The organism is Campylobacter concisus (assembly GCF_015230035.1).
In the GTDB taxonomy this organism is placed as follows: domain Bacteria; phylum Campylobacterota; class Campylobacteria; order Campylobacterales; family Campylobacteraceae; genus Campylobacter_A; species Campylobacter_A concisus_BK.
On record NZ_JAAKZD010000005.1, the window covers coordinates 131,646 to 151,638 of the forward strand.

The 19,993-nt window shown below is 38.3% G+C and carries 19 protein-coding genes; 8 read left to right on the forward strand and 11 right to left on the reverse strand.

The window, feature by feature from the left end; all coding sequences use genetic code 11:
* Window positions 1-20 precede the first annotated feature (20 nt).
* Window positions 21-2,777: an isoleucine--tRNA ligase gene (ileS, locus tag G6W41_RS04815; protein WP_194170787.1), complete on the reverse strand. Its 2,757-nt coding sequence runs from the start codon at window positions 2,775-2,777 to the stop codon at window positions 21-23.
* A gap of 95 nt (window positions 2,778-2,872) precedes the next feature.
* Between ileS and G6W41_RS04820 the strand changes: the two genes are divergently transcribed.
* The 3 genes from G6W41_RS04820 to G6W41_RS04825 all read left to right on the forward strand — a co-directional run bounded on the left by G6W41_RS04820 (window position 2,873) and on the right by G6W41_RS04825 (window position 5,310).
* Window positions 2,873-3,970, forward strand: coding sequence for a CinA family protein (locus G6W41_RS04820; protein ID WP_194170788.1), 1,098 nt, complete (start codon window positions 2,873-2,875; stop codon window positions 3,968-3,970).
* 89 nt (window positions 3,971-4,059) lie between these two features.
* Window positions 4,060-4,242, forward strand: coding sequence for a hypothetical protein (locus tag G6W41_RS10125; RefSeq protein ID WP_228027466.1), 183 nt, complete (start codon window positions 4,060-4,062; stop codon window positions 4,240-4,242).
* 18 nt (window positions 4,243-4,260) lie between these two features.
* Window positions 4,261-5,310 carry a pectate lyase family protein gene (locus tag G6W41_RS04825; RefSeq protein ID WP_242039907.1) on the forward strand — a complete coding sequence of 350 codons (1,050 nt, stop codon included), beginning with the start codon at window positions 4,261-4,263 and terminating at the stop codon, window positions 5,308-5,310.
* Between the two features lie 160 nt (window positions 5,311-5,470).
* Here the strand turns inward: G6W41_RS04825 and G6W41_RS04830 are convergent, their stop codons facing one another.
* The 5 genes from G6W41_RS04830 to G6W41_RS04850 all read right to left on the reverse strand — a co-directional run bounded on the left by G6W41_RS04830 (window position 5,471) and on the right by G6W41_RS04850 (window position 8,925).
* Window positions 5,471-6,067, reverse strand: a complete 597-nt coding sequence (locus G6W41_RS04830; RefSeq protein WP_194170789.1) for a sulfate ABC transporter ATP-binding protein — start codon at window positions 6,065-6,067, stop codon at window positions 5,471-5,473.
* A gap of 498 nt (window positions 6,068-6,565) precedes the next feature.
* Window positions 6,566-7,423, reverse strand: coding sequence for a TPM domain-containing protein (locus G6W41_RS04835; protein WP_194170790.1), 858 nt, complete (start codon window positions 7,421-7,423; stop codon window positions 6,566-6,568).
* Window positions 7,423-8,016: a LemA family protein gene (locus tag G6W41_RS04840; RefSeq protein ID WP_194170791.1), complete on the reverse strand. Its 594-nt coding sequence runs from the start codon at window positions 8,014-8,016 to the stop codon at window positions 7,423-7,425. The genes G6W41_RS04835 and G6W41_RS04840 overlap by 1 nt, the downstream gene beginning before the upstream one ends.
* 132 nt (window positions 8,017-8,148) lie before the next feature.
* Window positions 8,149-8,556, reverse strand: a complete 408-nt coding sequence (locus G6W41_RS04845) for a pyridoxamine 5'-phosphate oxidase family protein (protein WP_149713487.1) — start codon at window positions 8,554-8,556, stop codon at window positions 8,149-8,151.
* Entirely contained in the window at window positions 8,557-8,925 is a 369-nt protein-coding gene (locus G6W41_RS04850; protein ID WP_223227535.1) for an L-arabinose ABC transporter, read from the reverse strand.
* An 84-nt stretch (window positions 8,926-9,009) separates the two neighbouring features.
* On the opposite strand from G6W41_RS04850, the gene G6W41_RS04855 reads away from it, so the two are divergent.
* Complete coding sequence (locus G6W41_RS04855; protein WP_021084663.1) at window positions 9,010-9,531, forward strand: hypothetical protein; 522 nt, start codon at window positions 9,010-9,012, stop codon at window positions 9,529-9,531.
* A gap of 17 nt (window positions 9,532-9,548) precedes the next feature.
* Here G6W41_RS04855 and G6W41_RS04860 read toward each other — a convergent pair whose 3' ends face one another.
* Together G6W41_RS04860 and dut are read right to left on the reverse strand one after the other, a co-directional pair.
* Window positions 9,549-10,289, reverse strand: coding sequence for an EI24 domain-containing protein (locus G6W41_RS04860; RefSeq protein WP_194170792.1), 741 nt, complete (start codon window positions 10,287-10,289; stop codon window positions 9,549-9,551).
* A complete protein-coding gene (gene dut, locus G6W41_RS04865; protein WP_103569077.1) occupies window positions 10,286-10,981 on the reverse strand; it encodes a dUTPase in 696 nt (231 codons plus the stop codon). The genes G6W41_RS04860 and dut overlap by 4 nt, the downstream gene beginning before the upstream one ends.
* 129 nt (window positions 10,982-11,110) lie before the next feature.
* Between dut and G6W41_RS04870 the strand changes: the two genes are divergently transcribed.
* Entirely contained in the window at window positions 11,111-11,299 is a 189-nt protein-coding gene (locus G6W41_RS04870; RefSeq protein ID WP_002940779.1) for a hypothetical protein, read from the forward strand.
* On the opposite strand, the gene G6W41_RS04875 is transcribed toward G6W41_RS04870, so the two are convergent.
* Window positions 11,296-13,671, reverse strand: coding sequence for a putative bifunctional diguanylate cyclase/phosphodiesterase (locus G6W41_RS04875; RefSeq protein ID WP_194170793.1), 2,376 nt, complete (start codon window positions 13,669-13,671; stop codon window positions 11,296-11,298). The genes G6W41_RS04870 and G6W41_RS04875 overlap by 4 nt on opposite strands.
* A gap of 65 nt (window positions 13,672-13,736) precedes the next feature.
* On the opposite strand from G6W41_RS04875, the gene G6W41_RS04880 reads away from it, so the two are divergent.
* Window positions 13,737-14,276 (forward strand): hypothetical protein, encoded by a 540-nt coding sequence (locus G6W41_RS04880; protein WP_194170794.1) that lies wholly within the window; start codon window positions 13,737-13,739, stop codon window positions 14,274-14,276.
* 139 nt (window positions 14,277-14,415) lie between these two features.
* Here the strand turns inward: G6W41_RS04880 and G6W41_RS04885 are convergent, their stop codons facing one another.
* Both G6W41_RS04885 and ciaB read right to left on the reverse strand, forming a co-directional pair.
* On the reverse strand, window positions 14,416-15,954 hold the full coding sequence (locus G6W41_RS04885; RefSeq protein WP_242039908.1) for a putative bifunctional diguanylate cyclase/phosphodiesterase: 1,539 nt from the start codon (window positions 15,952-15,954) through the stop codon (window positions 14,416-14,418).
* A 787-nt stretch (window positions 15,955-16,741) separates the two neighbouring features.
* The gene (ciaB, locus tag G6W41_RS04890) at window positions 16,742-18,586 is read right to left on the reverse strand and encodes an invasion protein CiaB (protein ID WP_194170796.1); all 1,845 of its coding nucleotides are present in this window, start codon (window positions 18,584-18,586) and stop codon (window positions 16,742-16,744) included.
* Window positions 18,587-18,676: 90 nt separating this feature from the next.
* Between ciaB and G6W41_RS04895 the strand changes: the two genes are divergently transcribed.
* Window positions 18,677-19,090 carry an acyl-CoA thioesterase gene (locus G6W41_RS04895; RefSeq protein WP_103651636.1) on the forward strand — a complete coding sequence of 138 codons (414 nt, stop codon included), beginning with the start codon at window positions 18,677-18,679 and terminating at the stop codon, window positions 19,088-19,090.
* 149 nt (window positions 19,091-19,239) lie between these two features.
* On the forward strand, window positions 19,240-19,878 hold the full coding sequence (locus tag G6W41_RS04900; protein ID WP_193799099.1) for a Crp/Fnr family transcriptional regulator: 639 nt from the start codon (window positions 19,240-19,242) through the stop codon (window positions 19,876-19,878).
* The last annotated feature ends 115 nt before the right edge of the window (window positions 19,879-19,993 follow it).

Here is a 19,993-nt window from a genome sequence, read left to right on the forward strand (position 1 = left end):
TGATAGTTGCGCTTACTGGCTCACTTAGCACTTATGACCTCTTCACATCTTGGGCATAGCGCGTCTTCTTTGCTAGCGTTAAATTTCCAGCATCTTGGGCATTTGTGAAGGTTGCTTGCTATGATCTTAAATTTATCGCCCTCAAGCTCAAACTCGGCTAGTGGCTCGCTATCATCATAAGTTCTAACCGAGCTCACCATGTAAAGATCTGCCACTTCGCGCTCGTCGTAGCTTGTGATGTTGTGGCTAGTTGTCTCTAGACTTAACTCTAGGGTTGATTTTATCTTTTTATCCTTTTTAAGAACGTCCACGATCTCGTTAAATTTCTCCCTGCTGGCAAAAAGCAGCTCATCTTCAAAACTAAGATCAAATTTGATTGGCTCATAGACTAGATCAAACGCGTCTTTTGCCTCGCCTTTTATGATCTTTGGAGCGTAGTCCATCACCTCATCAACGGTGTAAGTAAGCGTTGGAGCGATGAGTGGCAAAAGTGCCTTTGTGATGATCGCCATCGCGCTTTGAGCTGATCTTCTTCTTGGTGCGTCTTTTGCGTCGCAGTAAAGTCTATCTTTGCAAACGTCAAGATAGACGCCACTAAGATCGGCTGATAGGAAATTTAAAAGGATGTTAAAGCCCTTTGAAAAGTCATAATTTTTAAAGCAAGCGCTCGCCTCGTCAAAGACCTTTTTAGCGCGTGCTAATATCCATTTATCAAGAATGTTAAACTCTGTATTTAGGCTCTCAAGGTCATTTACATTTGCTAGTAAAAAGCGGATCGTGTTGCGGATTTTGCGGTATTGCTCGCTTATTTGTTTTAATATATCTTCGCTTATTTTTAGGTCGCTTGAATAATCACTCATGCCAACCCAAAGGCGTAAAATTTCCACGCCGTGAGTTTTGGCTACGTCTTGTGGGGCGATGACGTTGCCCTTACTCTTGCTCATCTTCTCGCCCTTGGCATCGACAGTAAAGCCGTGAGTTAGGATGCTCTCATAAGGTGCGTGAGAATTTATAGCTGTGCTTACTAGAAGCGAGCTTTGAAACCAGCCGCGGTGCTGATCTGAGCCCTCAAGATACATGCTTGCTGGGTATTTGCCAGCGTCGTAGTTGTCGCTTTGTAAGACCGCATGCCACGTCGAGCCGCTATCAAACCAAACATCAAGGATGTCCATCACTTTTTCTAAATTTTCAGCCTTGTATTTTGTGCCTTTTGGTAAAAGCTCGTCTATACTTAGCGCCCACCACGCATCAGCGCCTTTTTCTTTAAAGATAGCCACGATGTGGTCTAAAATTTCACTATCAAATATAACTTCTTTTGTCGCTTTGTCTCTGAAAAACGCGATCGGCACGCCCCAGTCACGCTGACGAGAGATGCACCAGTCTGGGCGATTTTCTATCATAGAGCCTATTCTTTTTATGCCTACGCTTGGATAAAATTTAACCTTTTCAAGCTCTTTTAGCGCTGTTTGTCTAAGTGTTTTTCCGCCTAGTTTAGCCTCGTCCATAGCTATAAACCACTGCTTTGTGGCTCTATAAATGACAGGCTTGTGCGTTCTCCAGCAAAATGGATAAGAGTGTCTAAATTTAGAGACGCTAAGCAAGCTTTTGCCAAGTAGCTCTAAAATTTTCTCATTTGCTTTAAAGATGTGCATGCCGACAAACTCATCTACCACGTCACTTCTAAATAGTCCGTGATGTTTTATGCTCTCATCGTAGCAGCCGCCATCATCAACTGGCATCAAAATTTCGCTAAAGCCATATTTCAAACATACGTAGTAGTCGTCCTCGCCGTGTCCTGGCGCTGTGTGAACAAGTCCAGTACCCCCGTCCATCATTACGTGATCACCTAGTAAAAATCGCGACTTTCTGCCGTTTAGTGGATTTATCGCGTGGGTGTTTTCAAGTAGGCTTGATTTAAACTCTTTTTTGATTTCGCCCTTGCTTAGGCCACTCTGCACAACGCTTTCAAGTAGTGGCTTTGCAAAGATCAAATTTTCAGCCGTTAGCACATAAATTTCATCTGGTTTTAGGCTTATGGCTTGATTTGCCGGAAGTGTCCAAGGTGTAGTTGTCCAGATGACAGCGCTTGCCTCTTTTACGCCAAGCTTTTCTAGCGCGTCGCCATCAAGCTCAAATGCTACGTAAATAGAGTAGTCCTCTTTCTCCTCATACTCGACTTCAGCTTCAGCTAACGCCGATCTAGCCGCCCAGCTCCAATAAACTGGCTTGCTTCTTTCTATCAAAAGGCCTTTTTTAGCGATCTCGCAAAGTGCTTTGTAGATGTCAGCCTCAAACTCAAATTTCATCGTCATGTATGGATTTTCAAAGTCGCCGATGATGCCAAGGCTTTTAAATTCATCGCGCTGGATATCTATAAATTCTCTCGCGTGCTGCCTGCAAAGCTCTCTGATCTCGACCTTGCTAAGCTCTTTTTTCTTATCGCCAAGCTTTACTTCGACTTGTTGCTCGATCGGCAAGCCGTGGCAGTCCCAGCCTGGCACGTAGCGGACATTTTCGCCGTAAAAATAGTGCGTTTTTGTGATGATATCTTTTAAAATTTTATTTAACGCGTGGCCGATGTGAAGGTGGCCGTTTGCATACGGAGGGCCGTCGTGGATGTTGAAGTTTTTAACCGCTTTTTGGCGATTTTTCTTCATTTTTTCATAAACCTTGCGCTCTTCGTACCATGATTTTAGTCTTTGTGGTTCATTTTGTGGGAGATTTCCGCGCATCGGGAAATTTGTCTCTGGGAGTAAAAGTGTCTCTTTGTAGTCCATTTTTTACCTTGATTTTAAAATTTGCTAATTTTACACCTGTGCTGGTTAAATCACACTGAAAAATAGTATAATGAGGCAAAAAAAGGAGCTTAAAAATGAGACAAAGTATCTTGATAATAGGCGAAGATCTTGAGATAAATAGAGAATTTCTAAACTACATTTTTCAAAGTTACGAGGATCATTTTGGCGAGCTTGGAGTGGTCAGTTTTGCTCCAAAAAACAGCAAAGAGCTACCTTTTATCATCGAAAATTTATCAAAAGATTACGACTTTGTAAGCATTTTTGGCTCGGATGAAAATTTTGCCATCGCTGCAAAGATCGTAGCGACGCTAACTGGGGGCTCGCTAGAGCTAAAAGATAGCACGACCCTTGCACTTAAAGATAGCTTAGATTACTCTAAAAATAGCTTTTTAGCTAGCCTAAATAACGCCCAGATAAATCTCATAAAAGCTAATCCAAATGAAGAACTAGGCGAGTTTCTTACTGGCTATGAGCCTGATTTTAGCTACTTTCATCTAATAGACATCGACGCAGATAGCGCGAAGATCCTTATGCTACCACTTGCTAAAACTTACGAGGTCGATATAACCCTTGCGCAGATCCTGCCAAATTTGATACTAGTAAGGGCAAAAAGCAATAAATTTGGCCAGATCGAGAGCTTTTTACAAGGGGTAAAAACGCTATTTTCACAAAAATTTATCCCACAAAAAGATGTGATCAAATTTGTAGCAAAAAAGCTCATGCAAAAGGGGCTTAAAATTTCATTTGCTGAGTCTTGCACGGCTGGGCTTGCGGCGGCTAAATTTGCAAGATATGGAGGCGTCTCGGCTAGCTTTGATGGCTCGCTAGTGACCTACGCAAATCACATAAAACACGAGTGGCTGGGCGTTGAGGATGAAATTTTAGATACTTACGGAGCTGTGAGCGAGCCTTGCGTAAAAGCGATGGTAAAAGGCACTCTAAGCACGACAAATGCGGACTTTGCGCTTGCCATTAGCGGTATCGCAGGACCTGGTGGGGGCACAGCTAGCAAGCCAGTTGGCACAGTATATGTCGCAGCTGGCGATAGAAATGGCAACATCGAGGTTGAGAGGCTACTTTTAAAAGGGGAGCGTAACTACGTAAGAGAGCAAAGCGTGCTAAGCGCCTATCTATGCTTACTTCGCCTAAAAAGTGAGATATTTTTCGCATAAATTTTATCTTTCTAAAAATAGCACTAAATTTAACGGCGAAATTCATAACAAAATATCAAGAATAAAAAGCCAAATTTAGGAGGCTAAAGATGCTTAAAAAGATATTGTTACTTGCTATTAGTGCGTTATTTGCATTTGGCACTGAGGCACAGGTGGGCGAGATAAAAGCAAGCGACACGCCTTTTGGCTACGCTAGCATTGGTGCGGAGCAAAATTTTGGCGGATATGCCGGTAAAGGGAGTAAAGAGGTCACCGTAAAAGAGAGACAATAGCTCGTAAAATACGCCAAAATGGGTGGCTACGTCATCTATGTGGATGGGCTTATAGACCTTAGCGAGAGCAGGATCCCACAAAATGACAAGAACGAGGGGCTTGATAAATTTATAAGTGAGATTAGCGGTGGCGAGTTTGACACTTATACCAAATTTATGCAGGCTTACGGCGCTTCGTGCCATGCAAATTTAGATGGTTCGCAAGATCCAAAGTTAGCAGCGCTTCGCAAAAATTTAGCCAACGAATGGAAAAAGCTCATCGTAGTGCCGGTAGCTAGCAATACCACGATAATCGGCCTAGGCGAAAACTCAGGCATAAAAGGTGGCTCATTTTTGCTAAAAAATGTCCAAAATATCGCGATCCGCAACATGTTGATCGAAGATGCTTTTGATCCATTTCCAGATGTACAAAAAAATGATGGCTTTAACGCGCAATATGACGGCGTTAGTATAGATTCAAGTAAAAACATCTGGGTAGATCACTGCCATTTTAAGGATACTGTGGATCTTAGCCATGTGCATTTAGCAGGCGGAGAGCTTACTAAATGGCAAACTTATGACGGACTATGCGACATCAAGGGGGATAGTGCGGCTATCACGATCTCGCACAACATCTTTGAAAACCACGACAAAACGATGCTAATAGGCTCAAGAGACTCAGACGGCAGCAGCGAAACAAGGACGATAACGGTCGCTCATAACATTTTTGACAACTGCGCGCAACGCCTACCTATGGCACGCAATGCAAAGGTGCACGTCTATAACAACTTTTATGACTCAAAAGATGGCTTTTATGACCAAAAATACGCCATTGGTGTGCGCTTTGGATCGCTAGTATACGCTCAAAACAACTACTTTACAAATGGCGTCAAGATAAGCTACAAATGCAACAAAGGCACCATCTTTGAAAGCGGCAACATAGACCTTTCTAAAAAGGGCAGCGTTTGCGAAAAGCTAACCAAGCCGCCATTTGAGCCTCCATATAAATTTGAGCTCCTCGAAGCTTCAAACGTCCAAAAAGAGGTAAATCAAAACGCAGGCACAGGCAAACTAGCCGTTATAAAGTAAAACCAAAGCCCCGAGCTAGCCAAAACGCTTGGGGGCTAAATTTCTCAGCCTCAAAGCCGATAAAAAGATAAATTTCACCCTTTTTTATAGGCATTTTCAACTATTTTTTTATACTCTTTTGCACTTTCAAGTGCTCCTATAAACTCGCCGCTAACCGCCCTTAAAGCGTCATTTTGAAGCTCACTCTCATCTTTAAACGATCTAATCCTTGGCGTAAAATGGCCTCATCATCTCTAAAATCAGCCTCTTTTAGATCAAAATTTAAATTACTTATTTTGCTATTTAAGATATGCAAGGCACATTTTCTTGGTCCAAAGATGAAATTTCGCTCTTTTAAAGGCTTTAAACTCCTTACCAAAATGCCGCCATAAAGCGCTGGCTCGCTCTTAAAAGAGATGTCAAAACCAAAGTTGTGAAAGTAAATTTCGCCCGCTTCGCACGATCTTTTGTAGGTATTTGCATCAAAGCAGGTGTAAATTTCAAGCTCGCTAAATTTATACTCCACGCCGCTTACAACAAGGATCTTGCTTTGCATCAGCTCACGTAAAAAGCCCTGAAATTTCGCTTCAATATGCGCTTTAAAGCCTGCTATTTTAAAAAGTTCATCTCTTTGACTCTTATCTAAGCTTTTAAAGCCATCTCGCCCAAGTACTTTAAATTTCTCTTTGTCAAAAGAACTTTGCTTTAAAAACTCGCTAAGCATTGCCACTAGATCAAATTTAGCAAAATGGCTTTTAAGTAGTTCGCCTGATAGCATTTTTGCTCCTAATTTTTTGGCATATTTTAAGAAATTTAGCTTTTATATGCAAATGCTGGGTCTAAAAATTTATAAAAAATAATTTTGATTTACAAAAATAGCGAATTTTTGATTTAAAACTTATGCGAAGCACCGCATGCGATCTAAAACTCAAGTAAATTTTAAAATTTCATGAACGAGTAATTTCGGCTCTAAAATTTGAGCTAAGCTGTAAGCGAAGCCAAATTTTAGTAGCCAACTCTTGCGAGTGAGTGAAAGTTTAAAATTTGCAAAATAGCTTTATTAAATTTGTAAATTTCTTTTTATTCAAATTATTCAAAAGGGAGACAAGGGGACTTGAATTACGAAGCCGTCCCCTTATCTCCCTTTATATCCCTCAATCCCCTCGCACGTTAGAAGTGGCATGCGGTAGCGCTTTGCGCCGCATGCAGTCTAAAACTCTAGCAAATTTTAAAATTTGCAAAGGGTAGTGAAATTTACTTCTAAAGCAGGCAAATTTTACCAGCTGCCACTAGCTCCACCTCCGCCAAAACCACCGCCGCCGCCACTAAAGCCACCTCCTCTGTTACTTGAGCGACCGCCACCTCCATTTGAGTCTGAAATATCACGTCTAAAGCCCATTGGCAAAGAGCCACCTTGGCTATTTCTCTTAAAAACGTCTTTTAAAATAAAGAAAAATACCGCAAATATAAAGGCAAAGGCGCCAAAGATGATAAGGTAGTTTTGCACGCCAAATCCCTGCTCAAGCGCGGTTGATACAAGTCCAGCAAAGCACGTGCTAAAGCCAGTTCGCATAAAAAATTTGCCAAAAATAACGGAGGCAAAACAAGAGAGCATGCCAGCAAAAAAGGCAAACACGCCAAAAGGCAAGTCGCTAAGGCCGGATTTACTACTAAATTCCTCGCCGCTAGCCACTTTTATGATCGCCAAAACGCCCTCTTTCACGCCTTCGCTCATCTTGCCATTTTTAAACTCAGGTATCATCACGCCATTTATGATCTGACTTGAAATAGCGTCAGTTAGCACCCCTTCAAGACCATATCCAACCTCGATGCGGACCTTTTTCTCATTTGGAGCGACCACCAAAAGCACGCCGTTGTTATCTTTTTTTTGACCTAGTTTGTAGCCTCTAGCAATCTCTAGCGATAGCTCTTCAATACTCCTGCTTTCTAGTGAATTTAAAGTCACTATGGCGATTTGCGTGGTGCTATTTTGCTCGAAATTTTGCACTAAATTTAAAAGCTCATCTCTTTCGTTTTGTGAAAAAATATGAGCCTCATCGTTGATTTGCTCATTGAAATTTAGAGCAAAACAAAAGCTAAATGCAAAGAGCAAAAGAGCAAGAGCTTTTTTCATCACTGCTCAAACGAAACTTTTGGATTTTTCATATCTTCGCTGCTAACCTCGATGCCTTGCTTTGGCTTCATCTCTGGATGAAAGATGCTGGCTATAAATTTACCTGGAAAGCTTCTAAGAGCTACGTTATACTCTTTTACAGCCTCGATGTAGTCGCGTCTTGCTACGCTTATTCGGTTTTCTGTGCCTTCAAGCTGGCTTTGGAGTGAGAGGAAATTTTGATTTGCTTTTAGCTCTGGATAGCTCTCGCTAACTGCCATTAGCCTGCCAAGTGCGGAGCCTAGCTGACCTTGAGCTGCCATAAATTCTTTAACCTTTGCCTCGTCACTAAGGCTGCTTGCGTCGATGCTTACTTGCATGCTCTTGCTTCTTGCGTTTGCCACGTCTTCAAAGACCTTTTGCTCGTGAGCTGCGTAGCCTTTTACGGTCTCAACTAAATTTGGCACGAGATCGGCTCTTCTTTTGTATTGATTTAGCACCTGAGACCACTTCTCGTTGGTGTTTTCATCAAGCACGACAAATGAATTTGCGTATTTGAAAGCGCCAAAAACAAGTGCGGCGATGACCACAACTATGGCTATTAAATTTTTCATGTCTTCTCCTTTAAAAGGGGTGATATTAGTAAAATAAGGCTTAAAAAATGATGTAAATTTGAAGTTAGGTTAGTGAAGTGAGTGCTTAGAGTGCACTCACTTTTTTGGGGTTATAGGTCTGTTTGGATCTTATTATTTTTGCCAAAAAATTTTCTTGCCAAAGCCTAGAGTGTTACTCGTAAATTTAACCTTTTCAAGGCTTATAGACCAAATTTTTGGATCCATCGCTTTTGCATAAAAAAATCTTTTAAAGTAAATTTCTCGCTCACTTGCGCTAGCCTCTCTCATCACCCCTTGAAACTGCACACCCTCTATCTTGCCAACGATCTTCGTATCAAGAGCGATGGTGCCAGCAACGAGCTTTGAGTTTTTTAAAAATTTGATATGTGAGCTCTCATCAGAGCTAGCCAGCAAAAGGCAAAAATTTAGCTCATCAAAGGCGTAAAATGCGCTAAAAGCGTAAGGCTGCCCATCTTCATCAATGGCGCAGACACTTGCAAGGTGCATTTTTTTTAAAAATTTAACTATCCTCTCATCCATCTAAATTCCCCTAAAAATGCCAAGAATGGTTTGAAATTTAAAGATGACTATGGCGATTATAAGCACCCAAAGCGTAAAAATAATGAGCTCTATTAGAGTAAATTTATCTTTTGCAACCTTTTTAAAAGCAAGCATTGTTAAAAATGCCCCAATAAAGCCACCAATTAGCGAAAAATAGTGGATCGCATTTACTTTTACGAAGCTTGGCAAAAGCCCTTTAAAAAATAGTGAAAACATTAAAATGGCAAGTAAATTTGCAAGTATCAAGTAGTAGCCAACGACTGGTAAAACTGGGCAAAGCTTAGCAAAAACGAAGCTTAAAACAGTTATAAGCATCAGCAAAAAGATCCTAGTCCCAAAACAACACATCGCTCATCCTTTTTTGACGCATTTTACAAAATTTTGCTTTATGAAATTAAAATTTTGCCGATTTAGCCTCAAAAGGATTTAAAAATGCAAACAAATTTTTACTCTCAAGGAAGCTACAACAACATGAGCTTTTCGATGAAGACTAGCTCAGGCGACGAGATAAGCTTTTCGATGTATGACAACAAAAACTTAGAGTTTTCAAGCCAGAAAAATGGCACTTCAAGCCAAAGAAGCCTAACTCTAACGCACGAATACGGCTACGAGTTTGCCTATAAAGGAAACGGCATAGACGAGCAGGATATGAAAGAGATCGAAGAGGCGATGAAGCAAATTCGCCCACAGGTTGATGAGTTTATGAAAAATGTCAAAGAGGGCGACAAGATCGCAGGTAGCAGCCAAAGCATAAGCGATCTTTCAAACAAGATCAAGCAGATGTTGCCTGACGCAAAAGACCTGGATCACAAAAATTTCATAAATGACAATATGCTAAAGATGTTTGACGAACTTTTAGCTAAAAATGATGCTAATAAAAACCTACTAAGTGCGACAAAAAGGCTATTTGACACATTGCTTGATGAGAGCAAAAAAGTATCTTACTACGCATAAATTTAGAGCTTTTGGCTCTAAATTTTAACTAGCGCCTCTCTTTGATAAAAGAGGTGCGACAAGACTATCACAAAATAAAGCTGAAAAAATAATCCCACAAGTGGCACAAGCGAGATCAGATAAAATAAAAGTGTAAAAGCAATAAATTTAACCCCACCGCCTTCAAGCAGTGCTAGCTCAAATTTATCGCTATCAAGCGTGTTTGAGCCAACGTCTATGAGTAAAAGCTTATAGTAGATGTAAAAAAACGGCACGTTGATGATGAAGAAATTTAAGACCGGTACAAACAAAAGTGGCAAGCAAACGAGCAAGATCCCAAGAAATTTCATGATCTCAACCATCATCGCTTTTAGTACTCTAGCCGTGCTAGCCTCGCTTTTAAGCACGTAGTTGTAGTGCCTTTTGTTTATCTCTTTGGCCACGACTGGCGTTAAAAAGCCAGCCACGATTAGAGCGATCACGATGCTAATAATGATCGTTAAAAAGGTGCTTAAGACGTAAAAGAGTATGCTAACTATCCACTTTGTAGCGCTAAAGCTTAAAATTTTAATAGCTATAAAAGATAGCGTCGAGTTTGACTCTAAAAAGGCGAAATTTTCGTTTTTAGCGCCATCACTTAAAAAGTCAAATATCTCGCCACCTCCCCAGATGCTTAGCCAAGCTAGACAAAGTATGCTAAGACAAAGTGGCAAGATAGATAGCGTTATAAATTTGGCTGTAAAAAAGTCCTTAAAGCCAAGACGGAGAAGATTTATCATTTTACCTTTTTGTACTCGCGCTCAAGTGCGGCGTAAATTTCATCTATCGTGCTAACGCCATTTGATAAAATTTCACTCATCACTTCGTTATCTTCGCGTCCGTTCCAAATTTTCTTATAGCTTCCCTCTTTGTAGCCATTATTTTGGCGGAAGCGATTTAGCACGTTTTTAGCGATGTAGCACTCATAAAGCGAGTATAAATTTACGCCACATTTTAAAGACATTGAGAAATAAATTTTAAAGATATCAAAGATGTCATAGTCAAAGCCGCTGCACTCATGTATAAGCATCTCAACGTCGTTCATGATCTCATAAATGCTCTCATCTTCGACCTTTAATGGCTCTTTGCAATAGTCACTAAAGCCACTTGACTGACAGATATCATCAGCTAATGTCTCAACATCGCCAAGCTGTTTTGCCTTGTAAATTTGTAGCGCTAGGCTCATTATAAAGTGCCAGATATCGACAACCTCAATGCGTAAATTTTGCTCATCAGTCTTAGCATCTATGCTCTTCCAGTGCTTCCAAGCAAAGCTATCAATGAGCTCAGCGCACTCCATATATATGCAGCGCCTCCAGCTTATGAGTTTGTTTTTATTTGTATAGCCATTTTCCCAACCAAGCCCGTTTGTCTCGTCATTTAGGCTTTGTTGCATCTTTAACATCTCTAAAACAATAGTTCTTTCATCCATTTTTAAACCTTTTAAATTTTAAATGATTATAACAAAAAACAATTAATGCTTAAGCGACAAGCTTGACCCAAATCATCTTAATGCAAGCTTACAAGATGTAAAATCACCCAAAATTTCAAAGGAGAAAAGATGAGAGAGAAAGATCTAGTAGTTTGCAACGTTTGCGGACTAAAAAGCAGCGATGATAAAAATGCAGTTTTCATCCACGCTCACAAAAACGGCGAAGAGGTTGATATCTGCACAAGCTGTATCCCAAGCGTGATACATGGCTCAGGCATGGTCGTAAAATCAAACGAAGAGATAAAGGCTGAAATTTAAATATCAGCCACCATGTGAGAATTCTGCCTTAAAGAATTCTCAAACTCCTCCGCACTCATCGGACGAGATAAGAAATATCCTTGCATTTCATTACAATTAAGCTCTTTTAAAAGCTCTTTTATCTCGTGGCTTTCCACGCCTTTTGCTGTCACTTTTAGCTTCATTGATTTTGCTATATTTATGATAGCAGCGACTACTTGCATATCTTTTTTATTTATCACTGACTGAGCGACAAAGTCATTTGCTATCTTTATGCGGTCGATCTTATACTTTCTGATATAGACAAACGACGTATATCCAGATCCAAAGTCATCTATGCAAACATCTATGCTATTTTTCTCTAAAAGTGAGAAAATTTTATCAAGCGTTTCATTATCGTTTTGCCATATACTTTCACTAAATTCGAGCTCAAACTGCTTTGGGTTTAAATGATGAGAATTTAAAGCAAGTATAAAGGCGCTTACAAATTTTTCAGATGTGCTTTGTATCTGATCTACATTTATACTTATCTTTGGTATCTTTATACCCTTTTGTCTCCACGATACGACTTGTTCTATTGATTTTAGGACAGCAAGAGTGCAAATTTCGTTTAAAATTTCACTATTTAAACTAGCTATTTCCATAAACTCGCTAGCCTCTTTTAAGCCAAATTCTTTCGAATGCCATCTCAAAAGTGCTTCGGCACAAGATATCTTTTGATTTTCCATATCAACAATAGGCTGAAAGTAGATTTCAAAGTCCTCTTGTAAATTTGCCCCTTTAAGAGCTATTTCGATAGCTGAATTCCTATACGTTTCCTTATCTATATCTTGGTTATAAACCATAGGATTTAAAGCTGGATTATTCTTAGCATAATACATCGCCATGTCAGCTTTTTTGATGATATCCCTAGGTTCGGTGATATTTCCTTTATTTACAATATAAATTCCCACTATACTTTTAAGAGAAAAGTGATACTTATCTACTTGCAAAGGCTTTTCTATCGTCTCTCGTAGCTCCAAACCAAATTTCATACGCTTAGTGTGGCTATTTTCTTCCATATTTGAAAGCACGATAAACTCATCAGCGCTTATCCTTGCTATAAATTCTTGTCTATTACACGCTTCACGTATGCGCTTTGCCACCATTTTTAGAATTTTATCGCCGATTCCATGACCATAAGATGTATTTATGTTTTTAAAACGACTTATATTTATATAATAAACTACAATTTCTTGTTCTTCTTCTATGTTTTTACACATCTCATCTAGCTTATTTAGCAAGGAGTCTCTATTATCAAGAGATGTGAGATAGTCCTTTTCAGATACATTTTCTAAGCTTAAATTTATGATCTCTAGCTCAACCATTTTGCTACGCTTTTCTTTGTTTTTCATATCATGTAAAAGCTTTTCAGCATCGTATGCTTCATCACTTTCGTTAGAAGCTCTACAATAATAGCCCAAAACAGCGCCAATAACAATAATAACTAATGCTAGTAGATCAGATGTAGTATCTATATCGCCTTTTATCAAAAGCAAAAAAGCCGAAGTAATTGGTATTAGTTTTGACACAAAACCAACGCCAACATTTGACATATTTATATCTTTGTTTTTACCTTTTAGATAAAAACTTCCAACCATTAAAATAGCAAAAGGAACAAGATATAGCGAATGAAATCTAATTTTAAAGTCATTAAATAAAAAACCATTATAAAAAACATATAAATTTAGTAATGTAAAAATAACACTTCCAGCAATGAAATAAAAGCCACTATATCTAAGTCCAAAAGTAGTGCTTGTAAAAATTTCACTAAGCGTTATAAATAAAATTAGTAAATTTATAAAAAAAGCAAGACTAAAAACGATGTTGTTTATATTTTTTGAAAGCATAAATTCTTTAAGATAGCCAAGATCCCCAACCATACAATAAGTAAGAATGCAAACTAATAAAAAAACATTAAAACTATCGGCTAATATCTGTTTCCATTTTTTTTTGGGAAGTGTATTGATCTTAGTAATAAAAAATATACCAACAGCGGCCAATAGTAAAAACATAGGGAGTAGATCAAAAAAATCAAGATAAGAAATTTGCTCTTTGCTTCTTAAAAGAAAGTCTTCATTTACGCTTCTAATGGCATCAATAATCGTCCAAAGAAAGACCCCAAAGCATGCAGCAAGCCAGTGCATAGCTTTAAGCTTTGATCTGTTCATAGAGATGTAGATACCAAGAACTACAAGACCAAAGCCAAAAAATATCAACAAATTTTCAAAAATTTTATAGTTTAAGATGCCGGCAAACTGAGAAAATATAAAAAGAGCTATAACGGCATAGAAAATTTGTTTTTGTCTTACGATAAGTGACGAATTTGACGTAAAAAAAATGTTTCTCTCCATTGTTTATTCTGTTTCAAACCCTATTTTTAGTTATAATTTTACAATTTTTTCATTAAGGTTTATTTATGAAGCGTAACATCGTCTTATCTGGAGAAAATTTAATAGACTACCAAGCATTTAATCTATTTTTCTCAAAAAAGGCTAGAAAACAGTATTTTATAAATGTTTTTATGATTTTTACGGAGGTTATTATAGCTGGATTTGTCGCTGATATGCTTTTAAAAACCAAAATTTTTACCGTTATTGGCATCATTTTTGCCATTTTTTGGATCATTTTTTATCCAATTTTTTTAAAAAATAGACGAAAATCGGTGCTAAAAAGCTTAGAAATTTCAGACTTTAAAAAAAAGATGATCTTTGAAGTAGATGAGAAAAATTTGGCATTTTACGAAAATGAGCCAAAAGAAAATGAAATTTTTGACATAAAAGATGTAAGTGAAATTTACGAGCTTAAAAATATCTTTGTCATCTTTGTGAGCGAAAAGATCCACCTCATCATCCCAAAGGGTAACGAGAGCTTGCAAATGATCCAGCTACTAGCCAAAAATGTCAAAAAACCAATACTAAAATTTGAAAATTTAGACTACAAAAGCGTTATGAGCTAAAAACCCATACAAATTCATAAAAAATTTTCTTAAAAAGTTATTAACCTCGTGAAAAACCTGTGAAAAACTTCTGTTTTTTAGACAAAAGTTTTAGGCACTTAAATATTAATCAAATCTAACTATAAAATTTAAATTTACATTAGTCCAATGTGCTTCTTATAAGCTCTTCAAAGTCTTTAGCATTCATCGGCTTGCCCCAGAAATAACCTTGTATCTCATCGCAGCCTAGCTCTCTTAAAATTTCAAGCTGAGTTTCATCTTCAACACCCTCAGCGATCGTCTTTAGCTCGATATTTTTAGCTAGCGTTATAACGCTTTTTACAACGTCTCTATCGATCTCATTTATAGCGATGTTATCAACTAACTCTTTTGCGATCTTTAGCCTATCTAGCGGATACTTTTTGATGTAGTTCATCGATGAAAAGCCGGTGCCAAAGTCATCGATCGAGATGCTCATGCCTTTATCTGAAAATTTCTTTAAGACTATTTGCATGATCTCTTCGGCATTGACGAGGCTTGCCTCTGTAAGCTCGATATCAACGCACTTTGGATCCATGCCAAATTCTTCGACATAGCCAAAGATATCCGATGCAAAATTTACATTATCAACCTGTTTTGGCGAGATGTTGATGCCTACTTTTAGGCTGATGCCATACTTTTTGTTCCAGTAGCTCATCTGCCTTATGGCCTCTTTTGCCACCCATATTCCTATTGTATTTATGATAGAGCTTTGCTCGGCAACTGGGATAAATTTAGCCGGACTTACAAAGCCTTTTACCGGAGAATTCCATCTAATTAACGCCTCAGCGCCTATTATCTTTTTGCCATTTAGTAGATACTGCGGCTGGAAATTTAGGCTAAATTCCTCATCAAAATTCATAGAATTTAGCAAAATTTCTATGTAGTTTTTCTCCTGAATGATCTCTTTTATATCATCATAAAAGACATATTTTGTATTGACATCTCTTTTGGCTGCATCAAGTGCGGCTCCAGCTTGCATGATGAGATCATCAGCTAAAATTTCGCTTGTTTGTGTTGAGCTAACGCCAACCTTTGCTCCAAGAGCTATCTTATAGTCGCCAACAGAGATTTGCTCGGCTATGATGTTTAGCAGATAGTATAAAAATTCTCTATAATGCCCCTCATTTTTTTGCTTTAAAACTATCATAAAGTCATCACCACCAAACCTTGAGATGATAGCACCCTCTGGCAAGATAGCTTTGATATTTTTAGAAAGCTTTAAAAGCACCTCATCGCCCACGTAGTGACCGTATGAGTCGTTTATAGCCTTAAAGTGGTTGATGTCGATACTGTAAATATCTATCTTCTCACCAAGCGCTTTGGTCTTTATCATCTCTGATAGTTTGCTTAAAAATGACTGCCTATTTAAAAGCCCAGTGAGTGAGTCAAATTCGCTAAGCTGCCTTAAGCGCTCGTTTTTCTCTTCAAGCTCTCTTAAACTATCTTGGATCTCTCTATCTAGTTTTTTTATTATAGTTTTTTCTTCAAGAGATAGCCTTTTTATCATTTGCGAATAAGATATATTGTAAGTTATCGCAGAGTATATTAGTAAGGTCATAAGCAAAAATACAATCCACGATGAATATATCTGATCGGTGTTTGTAGTACCCAATGTGATGCAGCAAAGTATAAGCAAAAATGCGACTTTTTCTAACAAAACTCTTTGGAAATCTCGCCTAAATAATCTTATTTTAATATTCGCTTCATTTTCTATCAAATGTAGGCTTGCTAAAAATATAATAAAAAATGCGATTTTAAATAAACTCTCATAATGAATATCTGCACCACCAAGACCAAAATAAGGTTTAATTGAATAATATGCATCGCAACCGCATATAAACAAAGTGGCTAGTAGATACAAAAATAAGCCTCTATGCCTTTTTCTTGATCTCAATAAAAAGAAAGTGGTAAAAACTGCACAAAGCAAAAGTGTATCTATAGATATATATGCAAGATTTAGTAAATATTTTTTATCAAAAGCTACATTAAAGCTCATATGAAAAATAGAAAACCAAAGAAAGCTTGAAACGATAAAAATAATAACTAAAGTATCAGCAATTAACTGTTGCCATGAAACTTTTTTAAGACCACTGGTAAAAAGTCCAACAAAAGATGTAAAAAACATCAAGAACGGAACTAAAAATAAAATTTGCATAAATGTTCTATTAGAGACATTTTTACTAACAAAATTTAATCTATCATAAAACATCAGTAAAACATCAGCCACTACCCAAAAACCAAGAGCAAGAAGGACGTATATCCAATACGAATTTAAAACCCCCGCTCTTTTCAATGCGATAAATAAAAAAATAGTTATTGCCGCATCCACAGCAATAGAAGCGCCACTTAAAAGCAGCTGATCTCCCAGATAAATAGCAGAAAAATAAGCAATAATCAGGGCAAATATAAATAAAAAAGAGCCACTATGAAAATTTGTTATCCTATCAAGCACGGCTCTTCTCCGCTTCCTGGGCTAGTTTTTGCCACCTTTGCCACTCGCCGCTATCATCGACGTCGTTGCCGATAGCCTCATACCTAGCGTAAAAATGCTCAACAAATTTCTTGCACTCTTCATCTTTTGGCAGATAGCTCTGCTCATATTTTTGGCAAAATTTCTCCAAAAACGTGCTCGCATCATCTTTTTTAGCGTATGTTTGCGCTAGATCGAAGTAGTTTTGCAAGCAAATTTCTTTAAATTTAGCGTAGGCTTGCTCGCTCATATCCACACTTAGCTTGCCGTCAAATTTAAGCACCCCAGCCCTAAAAAGCAGGCTAAGATGTATGAGCCCCTCGCAGTAATAAGCCCTCACCTCATCGACCTTTCGCCACGCGATAAGCCCAACCGCACGGGCTATTAGCTCGTGAAAGACGGCCATTTTGTACTCCGCCTCTTCGTGCAAGAAGAAATTTACCAGCCCGCCAGTCGTCGCCTTGTACTCTTCTATAAATTTAAAAACGCCGCTTTTATTCATACTCATCTCAGTATCAAGTCCGATGAAAAGGATGTGCCCAAACTCATGGCCGATCGTTGAGATTTCATATACTTTTTTCCAAATTTTTGGCTTTAAAAATAAAATTTCCCTACCAAAATCCAAAAATTCTTTGCTAAAAATTTCAGCCCCAAGCTTCATAAAAGGCTTTGCCTTTGCGCCCTCGTAGACGTGATTTACAAAGGCAAAAATTTTCTTGCCGCATTTTGCGCTCACACTCTCGTCATTTGGCACGACCTGAGCACTAAAAAGCCCATTTAGCTCCGCCCCATAATAGATCATCGGCACACTTATATAAAGCTGCGTTCTAGCGATATTTTCGCTAACTGCCTTGTTTGTCTCGGCGTTATCAAATTTGATCTTTTCGCAAACGCTTTTGTAAGTTTTTGTCACTTTTTCTTTAAATTTAAGCTCATCAATGCCCTCGCTATCGACCAGCCTGATGTCCCACTCCAGCGCAACCGCGTGCGTGTAGGCATCCTCGTAGTACTCCAGCGGATGGCCTGGCTGAAGCGCGCCTTTTACATCCATCCACGCTATCTCAGCCTCTTGCCAAGCGTTTATCACTTTAGCATTATCCTCTTCGCAAAAGGCGTTTTGCAGCTTTTCAAGGTATTTTACATAAGATTTTTGCTCGTCATTTTGGGCTAAATTTCTTAAAATTTCAAGATTTTTTACAAATACTTTTTTAAGCTCTCTAACCTCATCTTTAAAGGCAAGCACATAAGGCAAAAAGCTAAATTTCTCGCCCTCTTTGCAAACTGCGCCATACGTTCTATCAGCCCTTACGCCGTTAGCGTCACACTGAAATAAGCCGTTTTTAGTGATAAACTCATTTGCCTCGCCTAAATCTTTAAATTTAGCTTCAAACTCTTTATTTGTGGTATCTATTATCTTTTCTTGCCATGAAATTTGCCACTCATTTAGACTAAGCCCAAGCTCGTGCATAGCCTCTACAAAGGCTTGATAAAACGGGTCTAAAATTTTCTCATCACGTGCCTTTTTTATAAGCTGGGCGTGCAGATTTTCATATAAATTTCTAACGTAGCCATAGATCAAATTTAGCACGCGTTTTTGCTCGTCCTCGCCTAAATTTAGCTTTTTTAGCTCATTTTGAAGTGGATCAACTTTAAGATCAACTATCCTTCTTGCAAGGGCTAGTCTTTGGCTCGGCGTGCCATCAAGGCCGCAAATTTTCACAGCCTCATTTATAAGTTCGTTGTCTAAATTTTTATAAATCGCATTTAGCTTGGATTTTTGCTCTTTTGTAAGTTCATTTAGTCTTTTAAAATCATTCATCTTTTCATCCCTTAAAGTTGCAGGATTTTAGCATAAAGCCATTAAAATTTGCTACAATTTACCAAAAATTTAAAATCTAAAAGGCAAAAAATGGACATTTTAAAGGACTTTGGCGAGCCACGCATCAAGCAAGTGATGCTACCAAAAGATACAAACTCAGCTGGCAATATCTTTGGCGGCTGGATAATGAGTCAGATAGACCTTGCAGGTGCGCAGGCTGCTAGAGAAATTTCGCCTGAGCGAGTTGTGACAATTTCTATGAAAGAGATCATATTTAAGCAACCAGTCTTTGTTGGCGACGTGCTAAGCTGCTACGCAAAGATCATCGCAGTTGGCAAAACATCGATAACAACGCAGATAGAAGTGACTGCACTTAGGCTAAATGACGGTGGTTTTAGAGAGAGCATACACGTCACAAGTGCCATTGCGACCTATGTTAGTGTGACAAAAGATGGGCACAAAAAACCGATAGATGAGAAGCTAAAAAATCTCCACGGCTTTTAAAATTTGGTTGCAATTTATGCAGCCAAACCCCTAAATTTATCACTATTTTTAAAAGAATTTGAAAAAAAGTAACACCAAAAAAGAGAAATTTCAACTTATTTAAATGCTTTATAAAGTAAAATCAGCCCTTACACTTTTTTGGGAGAAAGATGAAAAAATCACGCTTAGGGCTTTTACAAACGCATATTTTAGATATCTTAACACAAGATGAGCTGGAGAAATTTGAGTTTAAAGAGCTGCCAAAAACAAGCACGATCTACACCGAAGATATCGAGATCATCATCTTAAAAACTGGCTCAGCAAAGCTCTCATTTTTTGAAGATGGCGAGGAATTTATCCTTTATCATTTAGAAAAAAACAACATCGCCATACTCGATGACAACTGCGCCTTTGAAGTGCTTGAAGATGCCCAAATTTATGTCATTAGACTGGATAAAATAGGTGAAATTTTACATAATCCAAAAGCTGCAAGCGAGATCCTAACAACCACGCTAAACACCATCATCGTGCAGCGCCAGATCACAAAGTCGATACTCTTTGAGGACGCAAAGGGCAGGATCGCAAATTTCTTGATCGAGCTTGCAAACGAGCAAGATCTAAAACAAAACGGCTACCGATACGTGTTTTTGCCGTTTTCTCTAAAAGTGCTCTCAAGCTTTGTTGGTCTCAAGCGCCAAAGCGCCTCAACAGCCTTTAATGAGCTTATCAAAGACGACATCATCAGAAAGATCACTCCGCACGAATTTCTCATTATCGACCACGAAAAACTTGAAAGTTATACTAACTAAATTTAAAAATTTTATTTTTATTAATAAAACAATCCTCATTATAAAAGCAAATAGATTTTACAACTATCCAAAGACATTCTGCTAAGTAATATAAAAATTTCGTGCCGAATAAATT

Bases quoted from the DNA above. Each gene is read 5' to 3' on its own strand.
- G6W41_RS04855 (WP_021084663.1), top strand. From the start codon at position 9,010: ATGCAAACAAATTTTTACTCTCAAGGAAGCTACAACAACATGAGCTTT.
- G6W41_RS04895 (WP_103651636.1), top strand. From the start codon at position 18,677: ATGGACATTTTAAAGGACTTTGGCGAGCCACGCATCAAGCAAGTGATG.
- G6W41_RS04825 (WP_242039907.1), top strand. From the start codon at position 4,261: ATGGGTGGCTACGTCATCTATGTGGATGGGCTTATAGACCTTAGCGAG.
- G6W41_RS04830 (WP_194170789.1), bottom strand. From the start codon at position 6,067: ATGCTATCAGGCGAACTACTTAAAAGCCATTTTGCTAAATTTGATCTA.
- ciaB (WP_194170796.1), bottom strand. From the start codon at position 18,586: ATGAATGATTTTAAAAGACTAAATGAACTTACAAAAGAGCAAAAATCC.
- G6W41_RS04880 (WP_194170794.1), top strand. From the start codon at position 13,737: ATGAAGCGTAACATCGTCTTATCTGGAGAAAATTTAATAGACTACCAA.
- G6W41_RS04875 (WP_194170793.1), bottom strand. From the start codon at position 13,671: ATGGAGAGAAACATTTTTTTTACGTCAAATTCGTCACTTATCGTAAGA.
- G6W41_RS04850 (WP_223227535.1), bottom strand. From the start codon at position 8,925: ATGTGTTGTTTTGGGACTAGGATCTTTTTGCTGATGCTTATAACTGTT.
- G6W41_RS04840 (WP_194170791.1), bottom strand. From the start codon at position 8,016: ATGAAAAATTTAATAGCCATAGTTGTGGTCATCGCCGCACTTGTTTTT.
- G6W41_RS04870 (WP_002940779.1), top strand. From the start codon at position 11,111: ATGAGAGAGAAAGATCTAGTAGTTTGCAACGTTTGCGGACTAAAAAGC.
- G6W41_RS04900 (WP_193799099.1), top strand. From the start codon at position 19,240: ATGAAAAAATCACGCTTAGGGCTTTTACAAACGCATATTTTAGATATC.
- G6W41_RS04860 (WP_194170792.1), bottom strand. From the start codon at position 10,289: ATGATAAATCTTCTCCGTCTTGGCTTTAAGGACTTTTTTACAGCCAAA.
- G6W41_RS10125 (WP_228027466.1), top strand. From the start codon at position 4,060: ATGCTTAAAAAGATATTGTTACTTGCTATTAGTGCGTTATTTGCATTT.
- G6W41_RS04835 (WP_194170790.1), bottom strand. From the start codon at position 7,423: ATGAAAAAAGCTCTTGCTCTTTTGCTCTTTGCATTTAGCTTTTGTTTT.
- ileS (WP_194170787.1), bottom strand. From the start codon at position 2,777: ATGGACTACAAAGAGACACTTTTACTCCCAGAGACAAATTTCCCGATG.
- dut (WP_103569077.1), bottom strand. From the start codon at position 10,981: ATGGATGAAAGAACTATTGTTTTAGAGATGTTAAAGATGCAACAAAGC.
- G6W41_RS04820 (WP_194170788.1), top strand. From the start codon at position 2,873: ATGAGACAAAGTATCTTGATAATAGGCGAAGATCTTGAGATAAATAGA.
- G6W41_RS04845 (WP_149713487.1), bottom strand. From the start codon at position 8,556: ATGGATGAGAGGATAGTTAAATTTTTAAAAAAAATGCACCTTGCAAGT.